Annotated in this window: 10 protein-coding genes and 2 tRNA genes; 6 read left to right on the forward strand and 6 right to left on the reverse strand. The window is 44.8% G+C overall.

What is annotated here, in order from left to right; translation table 11 throughout:
• Positions 1–154: 154 nt before the first annotated feature.
• The gene (locus ACPD8L_RS00555) at positions 155–2,710 is read right to left on the reverse strand and encodes an ATP-dependent Clp protease ATP-binding subunit (protein WP_116219219.1); all 2,556 of its coding nucleotides are present in this window, start codon (positions 2,708–2,710) and stop codon (positions 155–157) included.
• Positions 2,711–2,969: 259 nt separating this feature from the next.
• Here ACPD8L_RS00555 and gyrA point away from each other — a divergent pair, with 259 nt between their 5' ends.
• Together gyrA and ACPD8L_RS00565 are read left to right on the forward strand one after the other, a co-directional pair.
• A complete protein-coding gene (gene gyrA, locus ACPD8L_RS00560; protein WP_116219218.1) occupies positions 2,970–5,498 on the forward strand; it encodes a DNA gyrase subunit A in 2,529 nt (842 codons plus the stop codon).
• 31 nt (positions 5,499–5,529) lie between these two features.
• A complete protein-coding gene (locus ACPD8L_RS00565; RefSeq protein WP_293299715.1) occupies positions 5,530–6,792 on the forward strand; it encodes a tetratricopeptide repeat protein in 1,263 nt (420 codons plus the stop codon).
• Positions 6,793–6,843: 51 nt separating this feature from the next.
• Here ACPD8L_RS00565 and ACPD8L_RS00570 read toward each other — a convergent pair whose 3' ends face one another.
• Together ACPD8L_RS00570 and ACPD8L_RS00575 are read right to left on the reverse strand one after the other, a co-directional pair.
• Complete coding sequence (locus tag ACPD8L_RS00570) at positions 6,844–7,596, reverse strand: C40 family peptidase (RefSeq protein WP_423941147.1); 753 nt, start codon at positions 7,594–7,596, stop codon at positions 6,844–6,846.
• Between the two features lie 20 nt (positions 7,597–7,616).
• Entirely contained in the window at positions 7,617–8,792 is a 1,176-nt protein-coding gene (locus tag ACPD8L_RS00575; protein WP_423941150.1) for an acetyl-CoA C-acyltransferase, read from the reverse strand.
• Positions 8,793–8,903: 111 nt separating this feature from the next.
• Between ACPD8L_RS00575 and ACPD8L_RS00580 the strand changes: the two genes are divergently transcribed.
• The 3 genes from ACPD8L_RS00580 to ACPD8L_RS00590 all read left to right on the forward strand — a co-directional run bounded on the left by ACPD8L_RS00580 (position 8,904) and on the right by ACPD8L_RS00590 (position 11,245).
• Positions 8,904–10,940: an HD family phosphohydrolase gene (locus ACPD8L_RS00580; RefSeq protein WP_423941153.1), complete on the forward strand. Its 2,037-nt coding sequence runs from the start codon at positions 8,904–8,906 to the stop codon at positions 10,938–10,940.
• Positions 10,941–11,052: 112 nt separating this feature from the next.
• Positions 11,053–11,136, forward strand: a tRNA-Ser gene (locus ACPD8L_RS00585).
• A gap of 34 nt (positions 11,137–11,170) precedes the next feature.
• A tRNA-Pro gene (locus ACPD8L_RS00590) sits at positions 11,171–11,245 on the forward strand.
• Between the two features lie 300 nt (positions 11,246–11,545).
• Here ACPD8L_RS00590 and ACPD8L_RS00595 read toward each other — a convergent pair.
• The 3 genes from ACPD8L_RS00595 to ACPD8L_RS00605 are packed head-to-tail and all read right to left on the reverse strand — an operon-like array spanning position 11,546 to position 15,190.
• Positions 11,546–12,841: a serine hydrolase domain-containing protein gene (locus tag ACPD8L_RS00595; RefSeq protein ID WP_423941156.1), complete on the reverse strand. Its 1,296-nt coding sequence runs from the start codon at positions 12,839–12,841 to the stop codon at positions 11,546–11,548.
• Between the two features lie 3 nt (positions 12,842–12,844).
• The gene (locus ACPD8L_RS00600) at positions 12,845–13,996 is read right to left on the reverse strand and encodes an alkene reductase (protein ID WP_423941159.1); all 1,152 of its coding nucleotides are present in this window, start codon (positions 13,994–13,996) and stop codon (positions 12,845–12,847) included.
• Between the two features lie 24 nt (positions 13,997–14,020).
• Positions 14,021–15,190: an MFS transporter gene (locus ACPD8L_RS00605; protein WP_423941161.1), complete on the reverse strand. Its 1,170-nt coding sequence runs from the start codon at positions 15,188–15,190 to the stop codon at positions 14,021–14,023.
• A gap of 94 nt (positions 15,191–15,284) precedes the next feature.
• Between ACPD8L_RS00605 and ACPD8L_RS00610 the strand changes: the two genes are divergently transcribed.
• Positions 15,285–16,193, forward strand: a complete 909-nt coding sequence (locus tag ACPD8L_RS00610; RefSeq protein ID WP_116219210.1) for a LysR family transcriptional regulator — start codon at positions 15,285–15,287, stop codon at positions 16,191–16,193.
• Positions 16,194–16,205 lie beyond the last annotated feature (12 nt).

Consider the following 16,205-nt stretch of genomic DNA (forward strand, 5'->3'; position numbering starts at 1 on the left):
CCCAAAAAGTTATAGTGTCTCAAGGCGAAAATATATTGAAAGGGAGGGGGGGTGAAAAATATTAGATTAAAAGCGCAAATATCGTTTGTATGGTAATATTGGGGTATAAAAAAAGCTGACAATTGTCAGCTTTTTTTGATTTGTAACTTTCATTTTATTTTTCGGCTTCCGGAGATTTTTCCGTTTTCTTTATTTTGATGGTGAGTTCTTCTTTCTTTTCATCCAAATCCATAAAGATGCTGTCTCCTTCTTCCAGTTTGGAGTTTACGATTTCCTCTGCAAGGGCGTCCTCAATATATTTTTGGATGGCCCGTTTAAGAGGTCTGGCCCCATACTGCTTGTCAAAACCTTTATCGGCTATATAATCCTTGGCTTTGTCCGTAAGACTCAATACGTAACCAATATCCTTGATTCGCTTGTACAGCTTGTCCAATTCAATATCAATGATTTTGTGGATATCCTCTTTTTCCAAAGGATTGAAGACAATTACATCATCAATACGGTTAAGGAACTCGGGGGCAAAAGCCTTTTTCAGTGCGCTTTCGATAACGCTTTTCTGATGGCTGTCTTCCTGCGCTTTTTTGGCAGCAGTACCAAAACCGACACCTTGTCCAAAGTCCTTCAACTGGCGAGCGCCAATATTGGAGGTCATGATGATGATGGTATTCCTAAAATCGATTTTTCTACCGAGACTGTCCGTCAAGAAACCATCGTCCAATACTTGCAACAGCATATTAAAGACATCTGGGTGGGCCTTTTCAACCTCATCCAAGAGAATAACGGAATATGGCTTACGACGTACTTTTTCGGTCAACTGACCACCTTCTTCGTATCCTACATACCCGGGAGGTGCTCCCACCAATCGGGAAATGGCGAATTTTTCCATGTATTCGCTCATGTCTATTCGGATAAGCGCATCCTCGGAATCAAAGAGTTCCTTGGCAAGAATTTTGGCCAATTGGGTTTTACCAACCCCTGTCTGACCCAAGAAAATAAATGAGCCAATGGGTTTGTTGGGGTCTTTCAACCCGGCGCGGTTACGTTGGATGGCCTTGGCCACTTTGGCAACGGCCTCATCCTGTCCAATAACAAAACCTTTGATCAAATCGGGCAATTTGGCCAATTTGTTGCTCTCGGTCTGTGCTATTCGGTTCACGGGAATGCCACTCATCATGGAAACCACATCGGCTACATTGTCCTCACTTACGGTCTCTCTGTGGAGTTTGCTTTCTTCTTCCCAACGTTCTTGGGCAGAAGCCAATTCTTTTTCGAGACGTTTCTCGTCATCCCGGAGCTTGGCGGCCTCTTCGTATTTTTGTTTTTTGACGACGCTGTTCTTCAACTCACGAACGTCTTCCAGTTGACTTTCCAGTTCCAAAATCTGTTTGGGCACATCCATATTTACAATGTGCACACGGGAACCAGCCTCATCCAAGGCATCTATAGCCTTGTCCGGCAAGAAACGGTCCGTCATGTACCTATTGGTCAACTTAACGCAGGCCACAATGGCCTCATCGGTATAGTTTACATTATGGTGGTCCTCGTACTTGCCTTTGATGTTCATCAGGATTTCAATGGTCTCCTCAACGCTTGTGGGCTCTACCATTACCTTTTGGAAACGACGTTCTAAGGCGCCATCCTTTTCAATATATTGTCTATACTCATCAAGGGTGGTGGCCCCGATACATTGAATTTCTCCTCGGGCCAAAGCAGGCTTGAACATGTTCGAGGCATCCAAACTTCCTGTAGCGCCACCGGCACCTACAATGGTGTGGATCTCGTCTATGAAGAGGATAATGTCGTCATTTTTTTCAAGCTCGTTCATTACCGCCTTCATACGTTCTTCAAACTGTCCGCGGTATTTGGTTCCTGCTACCAATGATGCCAAATCCAAGGTCACAACACGCTTGTTGTACAGGATACGGGATACTTTTTTGTTGATGATGCGCAGGGCCAAACCTTCGGCAATGGCACTTTTTCCCACTCCCGGTTCTCCAATGAGTAGGGGGTTGTTCTTTTTCCTACGGCTCAAAATCTGGGATACACGCTCAATTTCCTTTTCCCTTCCCACAACCGGGTCCAATTTATTTTCCTCGGCCAAACGGGTAAGGTCCCTTCCAAAATTGTCCAGAACCGGGGTTTTGGATTTTTTGCTTCCCTTTTGGGATGAGCTGGAACCGAATGTACTTTCCTTGGAATCCCCTCCTTCATCAGGATCGCTGGGAAAGGATTCGGCCTGTGGGGAATCTATGTAATCATCATCGCTGGTAATCATGGATTTGAACTGCTCTTTTACATTATCGTAGTCCACCTTTAGCTTGTGCAGCAATTTTGTGGTGGGGTCGTTTTCGTTTCTAAGGATGCAGAGCAACAGGTGTGCTGTGTTTATAGAGGAACTCTGGAACAGTTTGGCCTCTAGGAAAGTGGTTTTCAATGCACGTTCCGCCTGACGGGTCAGATGCAGGTTTTTCTTGTCTTTTTGCATGGTTCCCGAGGTGGGATTTGCAGGACTAAGAATTTCCACTTTTCTGCGTAGGTGGTCCAGATCCACATCAAGGGCATCCAAAATACTAATGGCCTTGCCGTTTCCATCTCTTAAAAGACCGAGCATCAGATGTTCCGTACCAATAAAATCATGGCCCAAACGTAGGGCCTCCTCCTTGCTATAAGCTATAACATCTTTTACTCTGGGGGAAAAATTATCGTCCATACCTTTCTTTTTCGCAACTAAAATTAATAAAAGTATTGTTACTGTGGTCAAATACCATACCCATTATCGATAAACTAGTGGTAAATGTCGAAATAAAGGTCTTTTTTTAACAGTTTAACAAAGCTTTATCAAAAGAAAAGAGCACTTGGATAACTGTTGATAATTTTTTTAATAAAGTAGAATCCAATGGTTTGGAAAGGGCCTATTTTCCGTATATTGCCATGATATTTTAACCACAAAAAAACTATAAGATTTTAGCATGGCGGAAGGAGAAAAGTTAATTCCTATCAATATTGAGGATGAGATGAAATCTGCCTACATTGATTATTCAATGTCGGTCATTGTGTCACGTGCCCTGCCAGATGTTCGTGATGGACTCAAACCAGTTCACAGAAGAGTGCTTTTTGGAATGCATGAATTGGGAGTTAGATCAACCAGTTCCCACAAGAAATCGGCCCGTATCGTTGGGGAGGTCTTGGGTAAGTATCACCCGCACGGGGATACTTCGGTTTATGATACTATGGTGCGTATGGCCCAAGAGTGGAGTCTTAGGTACATGCTGATCGATGGTCAGGGTAACTTTGGTTCCGTGGACGGTGATAGTCCAGCGGCCATGCGTTATACCGAGGCAAGGATGCGCAAGATCGCAGATGAGATGTTGGCCGATATTGACAAGGACACCGTTGATCACCAGCTTAATTTTGACGATTCACTACAAGAACCAACCGTATTGCCCACCCGTGTTCCCAATCTTTTGGTGAACGGGGCTTCCGGTATTGCCGTGGGTATGGCCACCAATATGCCACCCCATAACCTTTCTGAAGTGGTGGACGGGACCGTGGCCTATATTGATAACAGCGATATAGAAATCGATGAACTTATAACACACATCAAAGCCCCTGATTTTCCAACTGGAGGTATCATATATGGGTATGATGGGGTAAAGGAGGCATTCCATACCGGTAGAGGTCGGGTGGTCATGAGGGCCAAGGCCTCTTTCGAGGAAGTCCAAGGAAGGGAGTGTATCATTGTCACTGAGATTCCCTATCAGGTGAACAAGGCGGACATGATCAAGAAGACCGCCGATCTGGTCAATGAAAAGAAAATTGAGGGCATCGCATCCATCCGTGATGAATCGGATAGAAAGGGAATGCGTATCGTTTATATCCTTAAGCGGGATGCCATCCCCAACATTGTGCTGAACATGCTGTACAAGTATACGGCATTGCAGTCTTCCTTCAGTGTCAATAACATTGCCTTGGTCAATGGAAGACCGCAGTTGTTGAACCTTAAGGAAATCATACATTACTTTGTGGAGCACCGACACGAAGTGGTAGTACGCCGTACAAAGTACGAGCTGCAAAAAGCAGAAGATCGGGCCCACATCTTGGAGGGACTTATCATCGCATCGGACAATATCGATGAGGTAATTGCCATTATCCGAGGCTCTGCCAATGTGGATGAAGCGCGTAACAGTTTAATGGAGCGTTTCAAACTCACTGAAATACAAGCCAAGGCCATTGTGGAGATGCGTTTGCGTCAACTTACCGGTCTGGAGCAAGATAAATTGCGTGATGAGCATGCCGAGCTGTTGAAGACCATTGAGGATTTGAAGGACATTCTGGCCAAAAAAGAGCGCAGGATGCAGATCATCAAGGATGAGCTTCTTGAAGTCAAGGAGAAATATGGTGACGAAAGAAGGTCTGAAATCAACTTTGCGGGGGGAGACCTTAGCATTGAGGATATGATTCCCGATGAGCAAGTGGTCATTACCATTTCACATGCCGGTTATATCAAGAGGACACCGCTCACCGAATATAAGACCCAAAATAGGGGAGGTGTTGGCCAGAAAGCGTCCTCTACCCGAAATGAAGACTTTTTGGAGCACCTATTTGTGGGAACCAACCATCAGTATATGTTGTTCTTTACCCAAAACGGAAAATGCTTCTGGATGCGTGTCTTTGAGATTCCGGAAGGATCTAGAACCTCAAAAGGTAGGGCTATCCAGAATTTGATCAATATAGAACAGGACGATAAGGTAAAGGCCTTTATCTGTACCCAAGACCTTAAGGACGAAGATTACGTGAACAGCCATTATGTGATCATGGCCACTAAGAAGGGAACTGTGAAGAAAACCTCATTGGAGCAATACTCACGACCTCGTCAAAATGGAATCAATGCCATTACCATAAAAGATGGTGATGAGCTTCTTGAAGCTAAATTAACTACGGGGACAAGTCAGATATTCCTAGGGTTGAAATCCGGTAAAGCCATTCGATTCGAGGAAGGCAAGACCCGCCCAATGGGAAGAAACGCATCTGGTGTACGAGGTATTACCTTGGCCGATGACAATGATGAAGTGATTGGAATGGTCTCCGTCCATAATTTTGAGGACGATATTCTGGTAGTTTCTGAAAATGGATACGGAAAACGTTCCTCTCTTGAGGATTACAGGGTTACCAATAGAGGTGGTAAAGGGGTCAAGACAATCTCCATTACCGATAAGACCGGGGGGCTTGTAGCCATTAAAAATGTTTCGGACACGGATGATCTCATGATCATCAACAAGTCTGGAATTGCCATTCGAATGAGTGTCGAGGATCTTAGGGTCATGGGAAGGGCAACACAAGGTGTGCGTCTTATCAACCTGAAGGATTCGGACTCCATTGCTGCGGTAGCCAAAGTCATGAAAGAAGATGGTCCCTTGGATGAAACCAATATCATGGATATAGAGGTCAAGGGGGAAGATGGCACGGCTATTGATAATGACAACGAGGAAAATAAATAATCGATAAACACTAAATAATTACATTTTTGACATGAAGACTAAATTTTTGATACTAATTGCCATGGGGGTTTCAGTTATGGGTTACTCCCAAAAGAATGAGATCAAGGATGCGGAAAAAGCCCTGAAAGGCGGAGATGCCGCAGCGGCCAAGACAGCTTTGGAAGCGGCTGCATCCACGATTGATGCTGCTGATGAAAAACTTCAGGCCCAGTATTATGCCGTAAAAGGAAATGTGTATTCCGATTTGGCCCAAAAAGGGGATGAAACCGCATTTCAGCCCGCTATTGATGCCTACAACAAAGTGATTTCAGTTGAAGAGGCCAGTGGTAAGGAAAAATATACCACTGTGGCGAAGCAGAAATTGGCACAGATCACAGGTGATTTGGTAAATGCTGCCGTTGAGGACAACAACAACCAGAAGTTTAAAGAAGCTGCGGAAAAATTGTACATGAGCTACAAATTAAGTCCAGCCGATACCATTTACCTTTATTATGCGGCCAGTAGTGCCGTTAACGGTCAAGACTACGACAACGCATTGAACTATTACAATGAGTTGAAAGAGATGGGTTATGATGGTAGCGGGGTTACCTATACGGCGGTAAACATTGAGACCGGTGAAGTGGAGACTATGGATAAGGCAACTCGTGATCTATATGTAAAGGCCAATACGCACAAAGATCCAAATGAGGAAAGAAGCCCTTCCAAAAAACCAGAGATTGTAAAAAATATCGCTTTGATCTACCAACAATTGGGAGATAATGAGAAAGCACTTGCCGCATATTCCGAGGCTAGGGCAGAAAACCCAGATGATGTAAACTTGGTTTTGGGAGAGGCCAATCTTCACTACTCCATGGGAGATAAGGAAAATTTCAAGAAGTTGATGGCAAAAGCCTCAGAAATGGCTCCAGACAACCCAGACTTGTTGTACAATATTGGAGTGATCAATATGGAACAAGGAAACTTGGAAGATGCACGGGATGCCTACAAAAAGACATTGGCCATCGACCCAGGATATATCAATGCCCTTTTGAACCTTTCCACTACCTATGTGAACGAGGGGAACGGACTTATCGACGAAATGAATGCGTTGGGAAGCTCAAAGGCCGATATTGCCAAATACGACGAGTTGAAGGATAAGAAGGATAGTTTGTTTAAGGAAGGTGCCACGGTTTTGGAAAATGCCGTAAAGACCAATCCTGATAACCAAAGTATCCTATCCCAATTGAAAAACATTTACGGAGCTTTGGGAGATACCGAGAACTTTATGCGTATCAAAAAGCTTTTGGGAGAGTAAACCGCTCCAATTTGAATAAATAAAAAGGGACCATTTTGGTCCCTTTTTTTGTCATATGATTTTCTTGATTACCCTAAGTTGATGGGTATACAACTTTTCCTCGGTATTGAAAATACCCGTGTGGTCCAAACGGTCAATTCGCACATGTCCGTAGGTATGGATAATGTAATTGTCCTTTAAAATAATGCCAACATGGTCTATGACCCCTTCGTTGTTATCAAAAAAGGCAAGGTCGCCCGGTTCGCTTTCCTCAATAAAACTTAAAGGCTCTCCTTGCTTGGATTGTCCTTCCGCATCCCGGCAAAGGGCAACCCCGTTGATTTTATAGACCATTTGGGTGAACCCTGCACTGTCTATACCAAAAGGCGTTTTGCCTCCCCAAAGAAAAGGGGCCTTTAGGTAAAGAAAAGCCACATCCACCAGTTCATTTTTTTGGGCATGACCGGTAACAGAGCTGCCTTCAAAAGTATGGTCCAAAAATGTTGATGAAGAAACCATGGAACCCAAAACAATGGGGAGCAGCATACCATCTTGGCTGCAGACATGGGAAACGATATCCGGGGAAAGTTGTTGGTTTTCGGGACGATCTAACTGTTCGTAATCCTCCTCGGTGATGAATTTAAATTGATGATTGGAAACCCATCCTTCGCATTTGTCATGCGCCACCCTGATGCGGCTCCATTTTTTCCGACTTTCCAAAACCTTGAAATGTTCTCCATACAAGAGCTGGGAAGTCATTTCGGAACTATCCTCGGGAAGTGTTCTAATGGGCACAATGCTCAGTGGGCAAATTCCATATTGCATTTACGGATGATATTGGATGGCTAAATTCTTTCCAAAATTAAGGCTGATGCACCACCACCGCCATTGCAGATAGCGGCAGCACCTAATTTGGCATTGTTCTGTTCAAGGACATTGAGCAACGTTATGGTAATCCGCGCACCAGAACAGCCCAATGGGTGTCCCAAAGAAACCGCGCCACCGTTTACATTCACGTTGGAATCCTGTAGTCCCAAAATCTTCATATTGGCAAGGCCCACAACAGAAAAGGCTTCGTTGAACTCAAAGAAGTCGATGTCCTCCAAAGATACCCCTGCACGGTCCAATGCTTTGGGAAGTGCTTTTGCAGGTGCGGTAGTAAACCATTTGGGTTCTTGGGCCGCGTCGGCATATCCTTTTATGTAGGCCAAGGGTTTCAATCCAAGCTCTTTTGCTTTATCCTCACTCATCAGCACCACCGCGGCAGCTCCATCATTGATGGTGGAGGCATTGGCAGCAGTAACCGTGCCCTCTTTGGTAAAGGCAGGTCGCAATGCCGGTATTTTATCGATTTTTACATTGGTGTATTCTTCATCCTCGCTCACCACAATGGGTTCTCCACGACGTTGAGGTACTTCAACGGGCACTACTTCATTTTTGAATTTTCCAGCTTTCCACGCCTCTGCAGAACGCTGGTAGGATTGTATGGCAAAGGCGTCTTGGTCCTCTCTACTGAATTCATATTCTGCGGCACAAGCATCGGCACAGACACCCATGGCATTTTGATCATAGGCATCCACCAAACCATCTTTTTGCATTCCGTCCAGCAGGGTGGCGGGGCCAAATTTCAACCCATTGCGCATATAGGCATAATGTGGGATAAGGCTCATATTTTCCATGCCTCCCGCCACTACAATGGAGTTTTCTCCCAATGCAATGGATTGGGCGCCTTGCATAATGGCTTTCATTCCAGATGCACATACTTTGTTCACCGTTGTACATGGGACCGTGTCGGGAATACCGGCATAAATGGCGGCCTGTCGGGCAGGAGCCTGACCCGTGCCGGCCTGTACTACATTCCCCATTAAAACTTCTTCGACCTTTTCTGGAGAAAGTCCGATTTTGTCCAGTGCCCCTTTAATGGCAACAGCTCCCAATTTGGGTGCCGGTATGGTGGACAATGCTCCCATAAAACTTCCTATGGGCGTTCTAACAGCTGAAACGATGACAACTTTGTTCATATGTGCATTTTTACGGTTACGAAAATACTAAAATTAAATCCAAAGGGTAAGACGTGATTGTGCCATACTCCTTAATATATATTTTCTATTTTTGGGATATCAGCATACGATATGGGAAAAGCTTTAGACAATGTATATAAACATCAATCACTTGCCTACAAGTATTTTCTCTATCTGATATCTGTAGCCCTCATCGTTTTCTTTTTCCCTAAGGGCGGAAAATTCAAGTACGAGTTTCAAAAAGGAAAGCCATGGCAGTATGAAAACTTATATGCTCCCATTGATTTTTCCATCCAAAAAAGTGGAGATGAAATAGCCCAGGAACAGCTCTCCATTCGCAATACCAAAACGGACTATTACAATTTTGATGCATCCATAGTCGCTACGCTAAAGAGCAATGTACAGAAGGAACTGGAACAGTTGGCCACTTCCAATGCGTATTCTGCCCGGCAGCAACGAAACATGCTCAATACAGGGATGGCGGTAATCGACAGCATTTATGCCAAAGGTGTTTTTGAAAATAAACCGGGTTCCAATACCATTGTTTTGGTGCGGAACAATGAGGCCATACCCATGGCGCCCAATGATTTTATTGATTTGGAAGGAGCAAAAAGGCGGGTGTCGTTACATGTTTCCCGTTCCAATGTGGTGGATAAGGCAGGGTTGGAAAATACGGTTCAATCCCATATAAAGCCCAATCTTTTCTATGATGAAACCTTGACGGAAAGCGCCCTGCAACAAGAGCTATCCAAGATATCCTATACAAGGGGGGAAGTGTCGGAGGGGAGATTGATCATTGCCAAGGGCGAAGTGGTAGAGGCTGAAAACTTTAAGATTCTCAATTCTTTGAAGGAAGAATATGAATCCGAGCTTTGGCAAGGGAACAATTACTATTACATCATGTTGGGCTATACCATTTTGGTGGCACTGGTATTGATCATGCTGTTTCTTTTTCTCAAGCGGTATCGGAATGAAATTTTTAAAAACAACAATAAGGTCACCTTTATCTTTTTCAACATATTGCTCATGGTGTTGGCCACAACACTCATGGTAAAGAACAATGAGAGTTATGTGTATGGGGTTCCGCTGTGTATCCTACCCTTGGTACTGAAGAACTTTTTTGATGCCCGGTTGGGGCTTTTCGTCCATGTGCTTACCGTATTGATCCTTGGTTTTGTGGTACCCAACAGCTTTGAGTATATTTTTCTACAGATCATTGCGGGTATTGTTACCATTTTAACGGCCTCAGAACTGTATAAGCGGGCCAATCTCTTTATTTCGGTAGGGCAGATTACCTTGATATACATTATAGGCTATTTTGCTTTCCACGCCATCCATGAGGGAAACCTAGAGAACATTGAGTGGATATTGTTCGGGGTATTTGTTCTGAATGGACTTTTGACACTTTTTGCCCAACCTTTGATCTATATGTTCGAGAAATTGTTCGGGTTGATATCCGATGTATCCCTGTTGGAACTTTCAGATACCAATTCCAAGTTGTTGAAGAAGCTATCGGACAAGGCACCGGGAACGTTCCATCATTCATTACAGGTGGCCAACCTTGCCGAAGCCGCCGCAAATGAGATTGGGGCCAATGCCATGTTGGTTCGGGTGGGAGCCCTGTACCATGATATTGGGAAAATGGAAAAACCGACCTTCTTTACCGAGAATCAGGTCACCAATGTAAATCCACATGATGATCTACCGCCAAGGGAGAGTGCCAAGATTATAATAGACCACGTGATTCAGGGAATAGAGATTGCGAGAAAGAATAATCTCCCGGATCGGATCATTGATTTTATTAGGACCCATCATGGTACCACATTGGTGTACTATTTTTATAAGAAACAACAAGAACTGGAAGCAGAGGTTGATGAAAATGATTTCAGATATCCAGGCCCAATTCCCTTTTCGAAGGAAACCGCGATCTTGATGATGTCAGATGCAGTTGAAGCCGCGTCCAAAAGCTTAAAGAACCCCACTTTTTTGGTCATAGACGAGTTTGTGGAGAAAATTGTGAAGGGGCAGATGCAGGCCAATCAGTTTTTAAATGCCAATATCACCCTAAAGGAAATTGAGATGGTCAAGAAAGTATTGAAGCAAAAACTGACCAATATCTACCATCTAAGGGTCGAGTATCCGGAGTAAGGTTCATAAAATCAGTTCCTAATTAAAAAAAACGGAAAATAGTTGCGTTCTTTCGGATGAAAAGGTACATTTGCATCCGCATTTTTAAAGTGCAAGTTCATAAGAAGTATTGGGAGAGGTGCCGGAGTGGTAACGGAGCAGATTGCTAATCTGTCAGCGCGTAAGTGCTGCCTGGGTTCGAGTCCCAGTCTCTCCGCTTTTTCCTAAGATATTTGGAATTAAATTATGTTCGGGGTGTAGCGTAGCCCGGTTATCGCGCCTGCTTTGGGAGCAGGAGGTCGCAGGTTCGAATCCTGCCACCCCGACTTAACTTATTTAAGTAAAATCAAAACACTGTCAATCATATGATTAACAGTGTTTTTTGTTTTTAGGGCAAAACCCCAAATCAATTCAAAACGCACCAAAACGTAATGTTAGGTGTCCTATTTTTATTGGATATCTTCATAGCGCCGGTCAGTAAAGGAATCAAGTATTATGGTTCAAATCGATCATGGATTTGAACCTCTTGTATTTTACTTTAAATAAAAGTGGGTAGTGACATATTCGTAATTTCACCATACTCACTTTTTTCTATTCTGAGTGGTATACTATGACCTATTATCTCATTAATCTATAGCCTGATAGATCAATGTTTCAAATTCATCGCCTATCCTCCAATAGGGTGACAAGTACTCTTGGGTGAACAACAATCCTATCAACTTCTCCTTGGGATCTGCCCAATAATGCGTGTTGAAAGCACCGCCCCAACTAAAGGTACCTGTGCTAAAAGGGGAGAGATAATCATTTTTTTCGGTTTCCAATGCAAACCCCAGGCCGAACTGAAAATCATCGGGTTGAGGGGGATATGGGGATATGGCCATATCAGGCGTCAACTGATTGGTTAACATAAGTTCTACCGTCATCCTACCGAGTATCCTCTTGTTTTTATAGGTGCCCTTATTCAGGAACATGGAAAGGAAATTGGCATAATCGGACACCGTCGTGCTCAAACCGGCCCCACCCGAAAGATAGGTGCCCTTTTTTTTAGGGAAATCCACTTCCACACCTTCATATATGGGGTGGTCCAATTTTTTCAGTCTACCCTCAATACTTTCATATAGAGCTACCACACGATGGTGTTTCTCCGAGGGTACATGGAAATAGGTATCCTCCATTTCCAGAGGACCAAATACGCGCTCTCTTAAAAACACATCAAACGGTCTACCTGACCATAACTCCACCAAGTAGCCCAATAGGTCAGTGTTAATGCCGTAGGTGAAGGCCTCTCCTGGTTGATGTTGCAAGGGCATTTTGCCCAACAATGACATCTTATCCTTTAGGGTCCCGTTCATGGTTCCTATGCCGCTCGGGATATGGTTCTTTTTATAAATGGCCCACATTGTGGGGTCGCTGAATATGGCAGGATAGGCAATACCCGAGGTATGTCTTAGCAGATCACGAATGGTAATCTCCCTTTGTGCCGGGACCGTGGTGAATGTACTATCGGTAGCATTAAAAGTTGCTAGGACACCTGTCTCCTTGAATGCCGGAATGTATCTGGAAACCGGGTCGTCCAAAAGGAATTCTCCCTCTTCCCAAAGCATCATAACGGCCAAACTGGTTATCGCTTTGGATTGGGAGGCAATCCTGAAAATGTGATTGGTTTTCATGGGGATTCCATTCTCTTTATCGGCATGACCATAGGCTTTGTTGAAAACTGTTTTTCCGTCCCTAATGATCAAGGCCACCGCTCCAGGGATATGTTGCTCTTGGATATGTCTTTCGACAAGACCATCGATCTTTGAAAGCCGTTCAGTGTCCATACCATGAAGGTTCTGGCCCAAAAGGGTGTTAGGGTTGTACAAAACAAGTAAAAGGGTTAAAATACCCCATCTTAGGTATGTGTTTGGTGTTGGGCTCATAGGTTACTTTTTTGATTCTTTATGGTTGATGTGACCGTTCTGTACTACCGTTGGATAGTCGGTGTATCCTTTGGCACCGCCACCAAAATACTTGGTTGCATCCCCTTCGGCCAGTGGATGGCCATGGGCCAGTCGAAATGGTAGGTCGGGATTTGCGATGAAGGGCCTTCCAAACCCGATCATATCAGCCCATCCTTCCCTAATAGCTCTTTCCGCTTTGTACTTATCGTACTTACCAGCGTAGATAAGGCTTCCTGAAAAGGCTTCCCGCAATTGTTGTTTGAACGCTATGGGCATGCTAGGGGCGTCGTCCCAATCTGCTTCCGCAATATGGATATAGGCAATTCCCAAGTTGTCCAAGAGCTTTGCAGCGGCCAAATAAGTTTCCTCTGGACAGTCATCGACCGTTCCCTGCAGGGTGGTAAGGGGTGCCAATCGCACTCCGACCCTGTCGGCGCCGATGGCCTGTGTTACGGTTTCGGTAACTTCCTGGAGAAAACGCAAACGGTTCTCCAAGGAACCTCCATATGCATCGGTCCGAAGGTTCGCTTGAGAATCTAGAAACTGATTGATCAGGTAGCCATTGGCGCCATGGAGTTCCACTCCGTCAAAACCTGCCCTCATGGCATTTATGGCAGCCTGCAAAAAATCAGTGACCACAGCTTTGATTTCCGAAGTGGTCAATGCCCTTGGAGGTGAGTGCTGCACCATTTCCCCCACACCGGATTCAGGACCTTTTCCTTTGGGGTCTATAAAGACCTTTACCCCCTCTGCACTCAGTGCGGAAGAGGATACGGGAGCTTGATGGTCCGGTTGTAAAGAGAAATGGGAAACCCTTCCTACATGCCACAATTGGGCAAATATGGTACCCTTGTTTTGATGAACGGCGTCGGTCACTTTTTTCCAACCTGCTACCTGTTCGTTACTGTAAATCCCAGGGGTCCATGCATATCCCTGTCCCTGCCTGCTTATCTGTGTCCCTTCCGAGATGATCAGTCCCGCACTGGCCCGCTGCGCATAATAAGAGGCCATCAGTTCTGTGGGGACATCTCCCTTTCCTGCCCTTGAGCGTGTCATTGGAGGCATTACAATACGGTTTTTTAATCTAAGGTTCCCCAGAATATGAGGTTCGGATAGTCTGTTTTCTTCTTCCATTATAAAGTGCTTAAATGATGTGTGTTAACATTTGGCCATGGCCATCTTTCTGTTTCTTCGAATGAACAACAAGGAAACAATGACCCCGATGATGCCCATTATGGCACCTACCCATACAGGGGACGTATAGCCATAACCCAACTCGATCGGTACACCCCCCAGAAAGGCCCCAAGGGCATTGGCTATGTTAAAGCATGAGGGGCCCAAGGAGGCGACAAGCATTTTGGCGTCACTTTGAACACTGTTGATGAGTTGGACCTGTAGTGGAGGTACGATTGCAAAGGTGGCCGCTCCCGTCAGAAATGTCATAAGGATGGACATGCCCGTATGCGATGCCGTAAAATAAATAACGAGCATACAGATTACTTGGAATGCCAAGGCAAGAATGATCGTGGTGGAAGGCCCCAATTTATCGGACATTTTACCGCCGACGAGGTTGCCAACCACCATGCCAAGACCCGCCAATACCATGATGAAGGGCATATTACTTGGGGCTATACCCGATACTTCGGTCATTAACGGAGCGATATAGCTGATCCATGCGAAAAGAGCCCCTGGCGCTATGGAAATGATTAGGACCATGAACCAGATGTTGGGTTCCTTGAAAATCCTGAAATCCCTCCATGGGCTTCCAACAAGTTTTCGGGAAGCCATTTTCGGGACCCAGAGATGGAGTACCAAAACGGTTAGTCCCCCGATTAGGGCAATCAACAAAAAGGTATACCGCCAAGAGAAGGCATGACCGATATAGGTCCCGATGGGTACGCCCAGAAGATTGGCAATGGTCAGTCCTGAAAACATAAAGGCCACGGCCTGGGCTTCTTTTCCCTTATCGGCCAATTGGCTGGCCACCACCGCCCCAACACCAAAAAAGGCCCCATGAGGCAATCCCGAAACGAAGCGGGAAACCATCAATGACCCATAAGAGGGTGCTATAATGGAAAGTGCGTTGAAAATGGTAAAGAGTGCCATAAGTGCCATCAAGGTCCTATTGGGGGACATTCTGGCCATACCTGTTACAAACAACGGAGCCCCGATAACCACCCCAATGGCATAGGCCGAAATCAAATGGCCTGCCTCGGGAATGTTGATGCCAAGATCTAGGGCGACATCCGGCAGCATACCCATTATGGTAAACTCCGCAACCCCTATGCCCAATCCGCCAAGGGCCAATGCAACCAAACTTTTTTTCATATCATGATTTTGTTTGGTACAAAAGTATTGGGCATAGAAATATTATAAAAATAATATAAATCATACCTTTGTATAAATATTATAATGATTCGCTATGGTCAATCTGGAATGGTTCAGAACATTTATCGCCATCTATGAGGCGGGTACCCTGACTGGTGCCGCCCAATCGCTGTATGTCTCACAGCCTGGGGTCAGCCTGCACTTGGGGGCTTTGGAGACCTATACCGGTTATAAGCTCTTTGATAGGTCCTCCAGAAGAATGGTACCCACGGAAAGGGGCAAGGTGCTGTACAATCATGTGAAGGACGCTATCACAAAACTTGAGGATGCCGAACAATGTTTTAAGAAAAATGCCCTAAATAATACACCAACGATCAATGTGGGCATGTGCATGGAAACCTTCCAGTATACTTTGGAACCCTATATCTCTAGCCTTCCTTTTGATATTGTCGTGAAGTTTGTGGAATATACCGAGGCTCTTGCCGATTTGGAGAAGGGTATCCTTGACCTGGTGATAAGTTCTCAAAAGGGAAGTGAAAAGAACATTGACTACCGCGCATTTTCCAAGGAAAGGATCGTACTGGTGGCCGGAAGGGATACCGATACGTCCGCCTTTGACGAAATACTTCCAAGAAAGGATAAAAAAGAACTGCTCCATTGGCTCAAACAACAGATTTGGTATGGAACCACAGGGGACATGGAGCATTTACGTAAGTTTTGGCAGACCAATTTTAAAAAGCATCCAGATTTTAAGTGCAACTATATCGTTCCCAACAAGACTTCCATCGTACGGTGCCTAAGAAATGCCAGTGGGGTTTCCGTTCTTCCCGATTTCTTGTGCAGGGAAGAAATGTACAAGGGAAATATAAAGTTGCTATGGGAGGGATTTGATGTCTTGGAGAACACCCTGTACTTCGCCATGCGCAAGAATACCCTTTATTCTGGTGAGATTGGACATATAGAACGCATTTTTGAGAATAAAATGACGGTTACCGGAGTATAGAACATGGATTAA

The sequence above is a fragment of the Flagellimonas algicida genome, from assembly GCF_049629585.1.
Classification (GTDB): Bacteria; Bacteroidota; Bacteroidia; order Flavobacteriales; family Flavobacteriaceae; genus Flagellimonas.

Excerpts from the sequence above, each read along its gene's own strand:
- ACPD8L_RS00555 (WP_116219219.1), bottom strand. The coding sequence starts at position 2,710 with ATGGACGATAATTTTTCCCCCAGAGTAAAAGATGTTATAGCTTATAGC.
- gyrA (WP_116219218.1), top strand. The coding sequence starts at position 2,970 with ATGGCGGAAGGAGAAAAGTTAATTCCTATCAATATTGAGGATGAGATG.
- ACPD8L_RS00565 (WP_293299715.1), top strand. The coding sequence starts at position 5,530 with ATGAAGACTAAATTTTTGATACTAATTGCCATGGGGGTTTCAGTTATG.
- ACPD8L_RS00570 (WP_423941147.1), bottom strand. The coding sequence starts at position 7,596 with ATGCAATATGGAATTTGCCCACTGAGCATTGTGCCCATTAGAACACTT.
- ACPD8L_RS00575 (WP_423941150.1), bottom strand. The coding sequence starts at position 8,792 with ATGAACAAAGTTGTCATCGTTTCAGCTGTTAGAACGCCCATAGGAAGT.
- ACPD8L_RS00580 (WP_423941153.1), top strand. The coding sequence starts at position 8,904 with ATGGGAAAAGCTTTAGACAATGTATATAAACATCAATCACTTGCCTAC.
- ACPD8L_RS00595 (WP_423941156.1), bottom strand. The coding sequence starts at position 12,841 with ATGAGCCCAACACCAAACACATACCTAAGATGGGGTATTTTAACCCTT.
- ACPD8L_RS00600 (WP_423941159.1), bottom strand. The coding sequence starts at position 13,996 with ATGGAAGAAGAAAACAGACTATCCGAACCTCATATTCTGGGGAACCTT.
- ACPD8L_RS00605 (WP_423941161.1), bottom strand. The coding sequence starts at position 15,190 with ATGAAAAAAAGTTTGGTTGCATTGGCCCTTGGCGGATTGGGCATAGGG.
- ACPD8L_RS00610 (WP_116219210.1), top strand. The coding sequence starts at position 15,285 with ATGGTCAATCTGGAATGGTTCAGAACATTTATCGCCATCTATGAGGCG.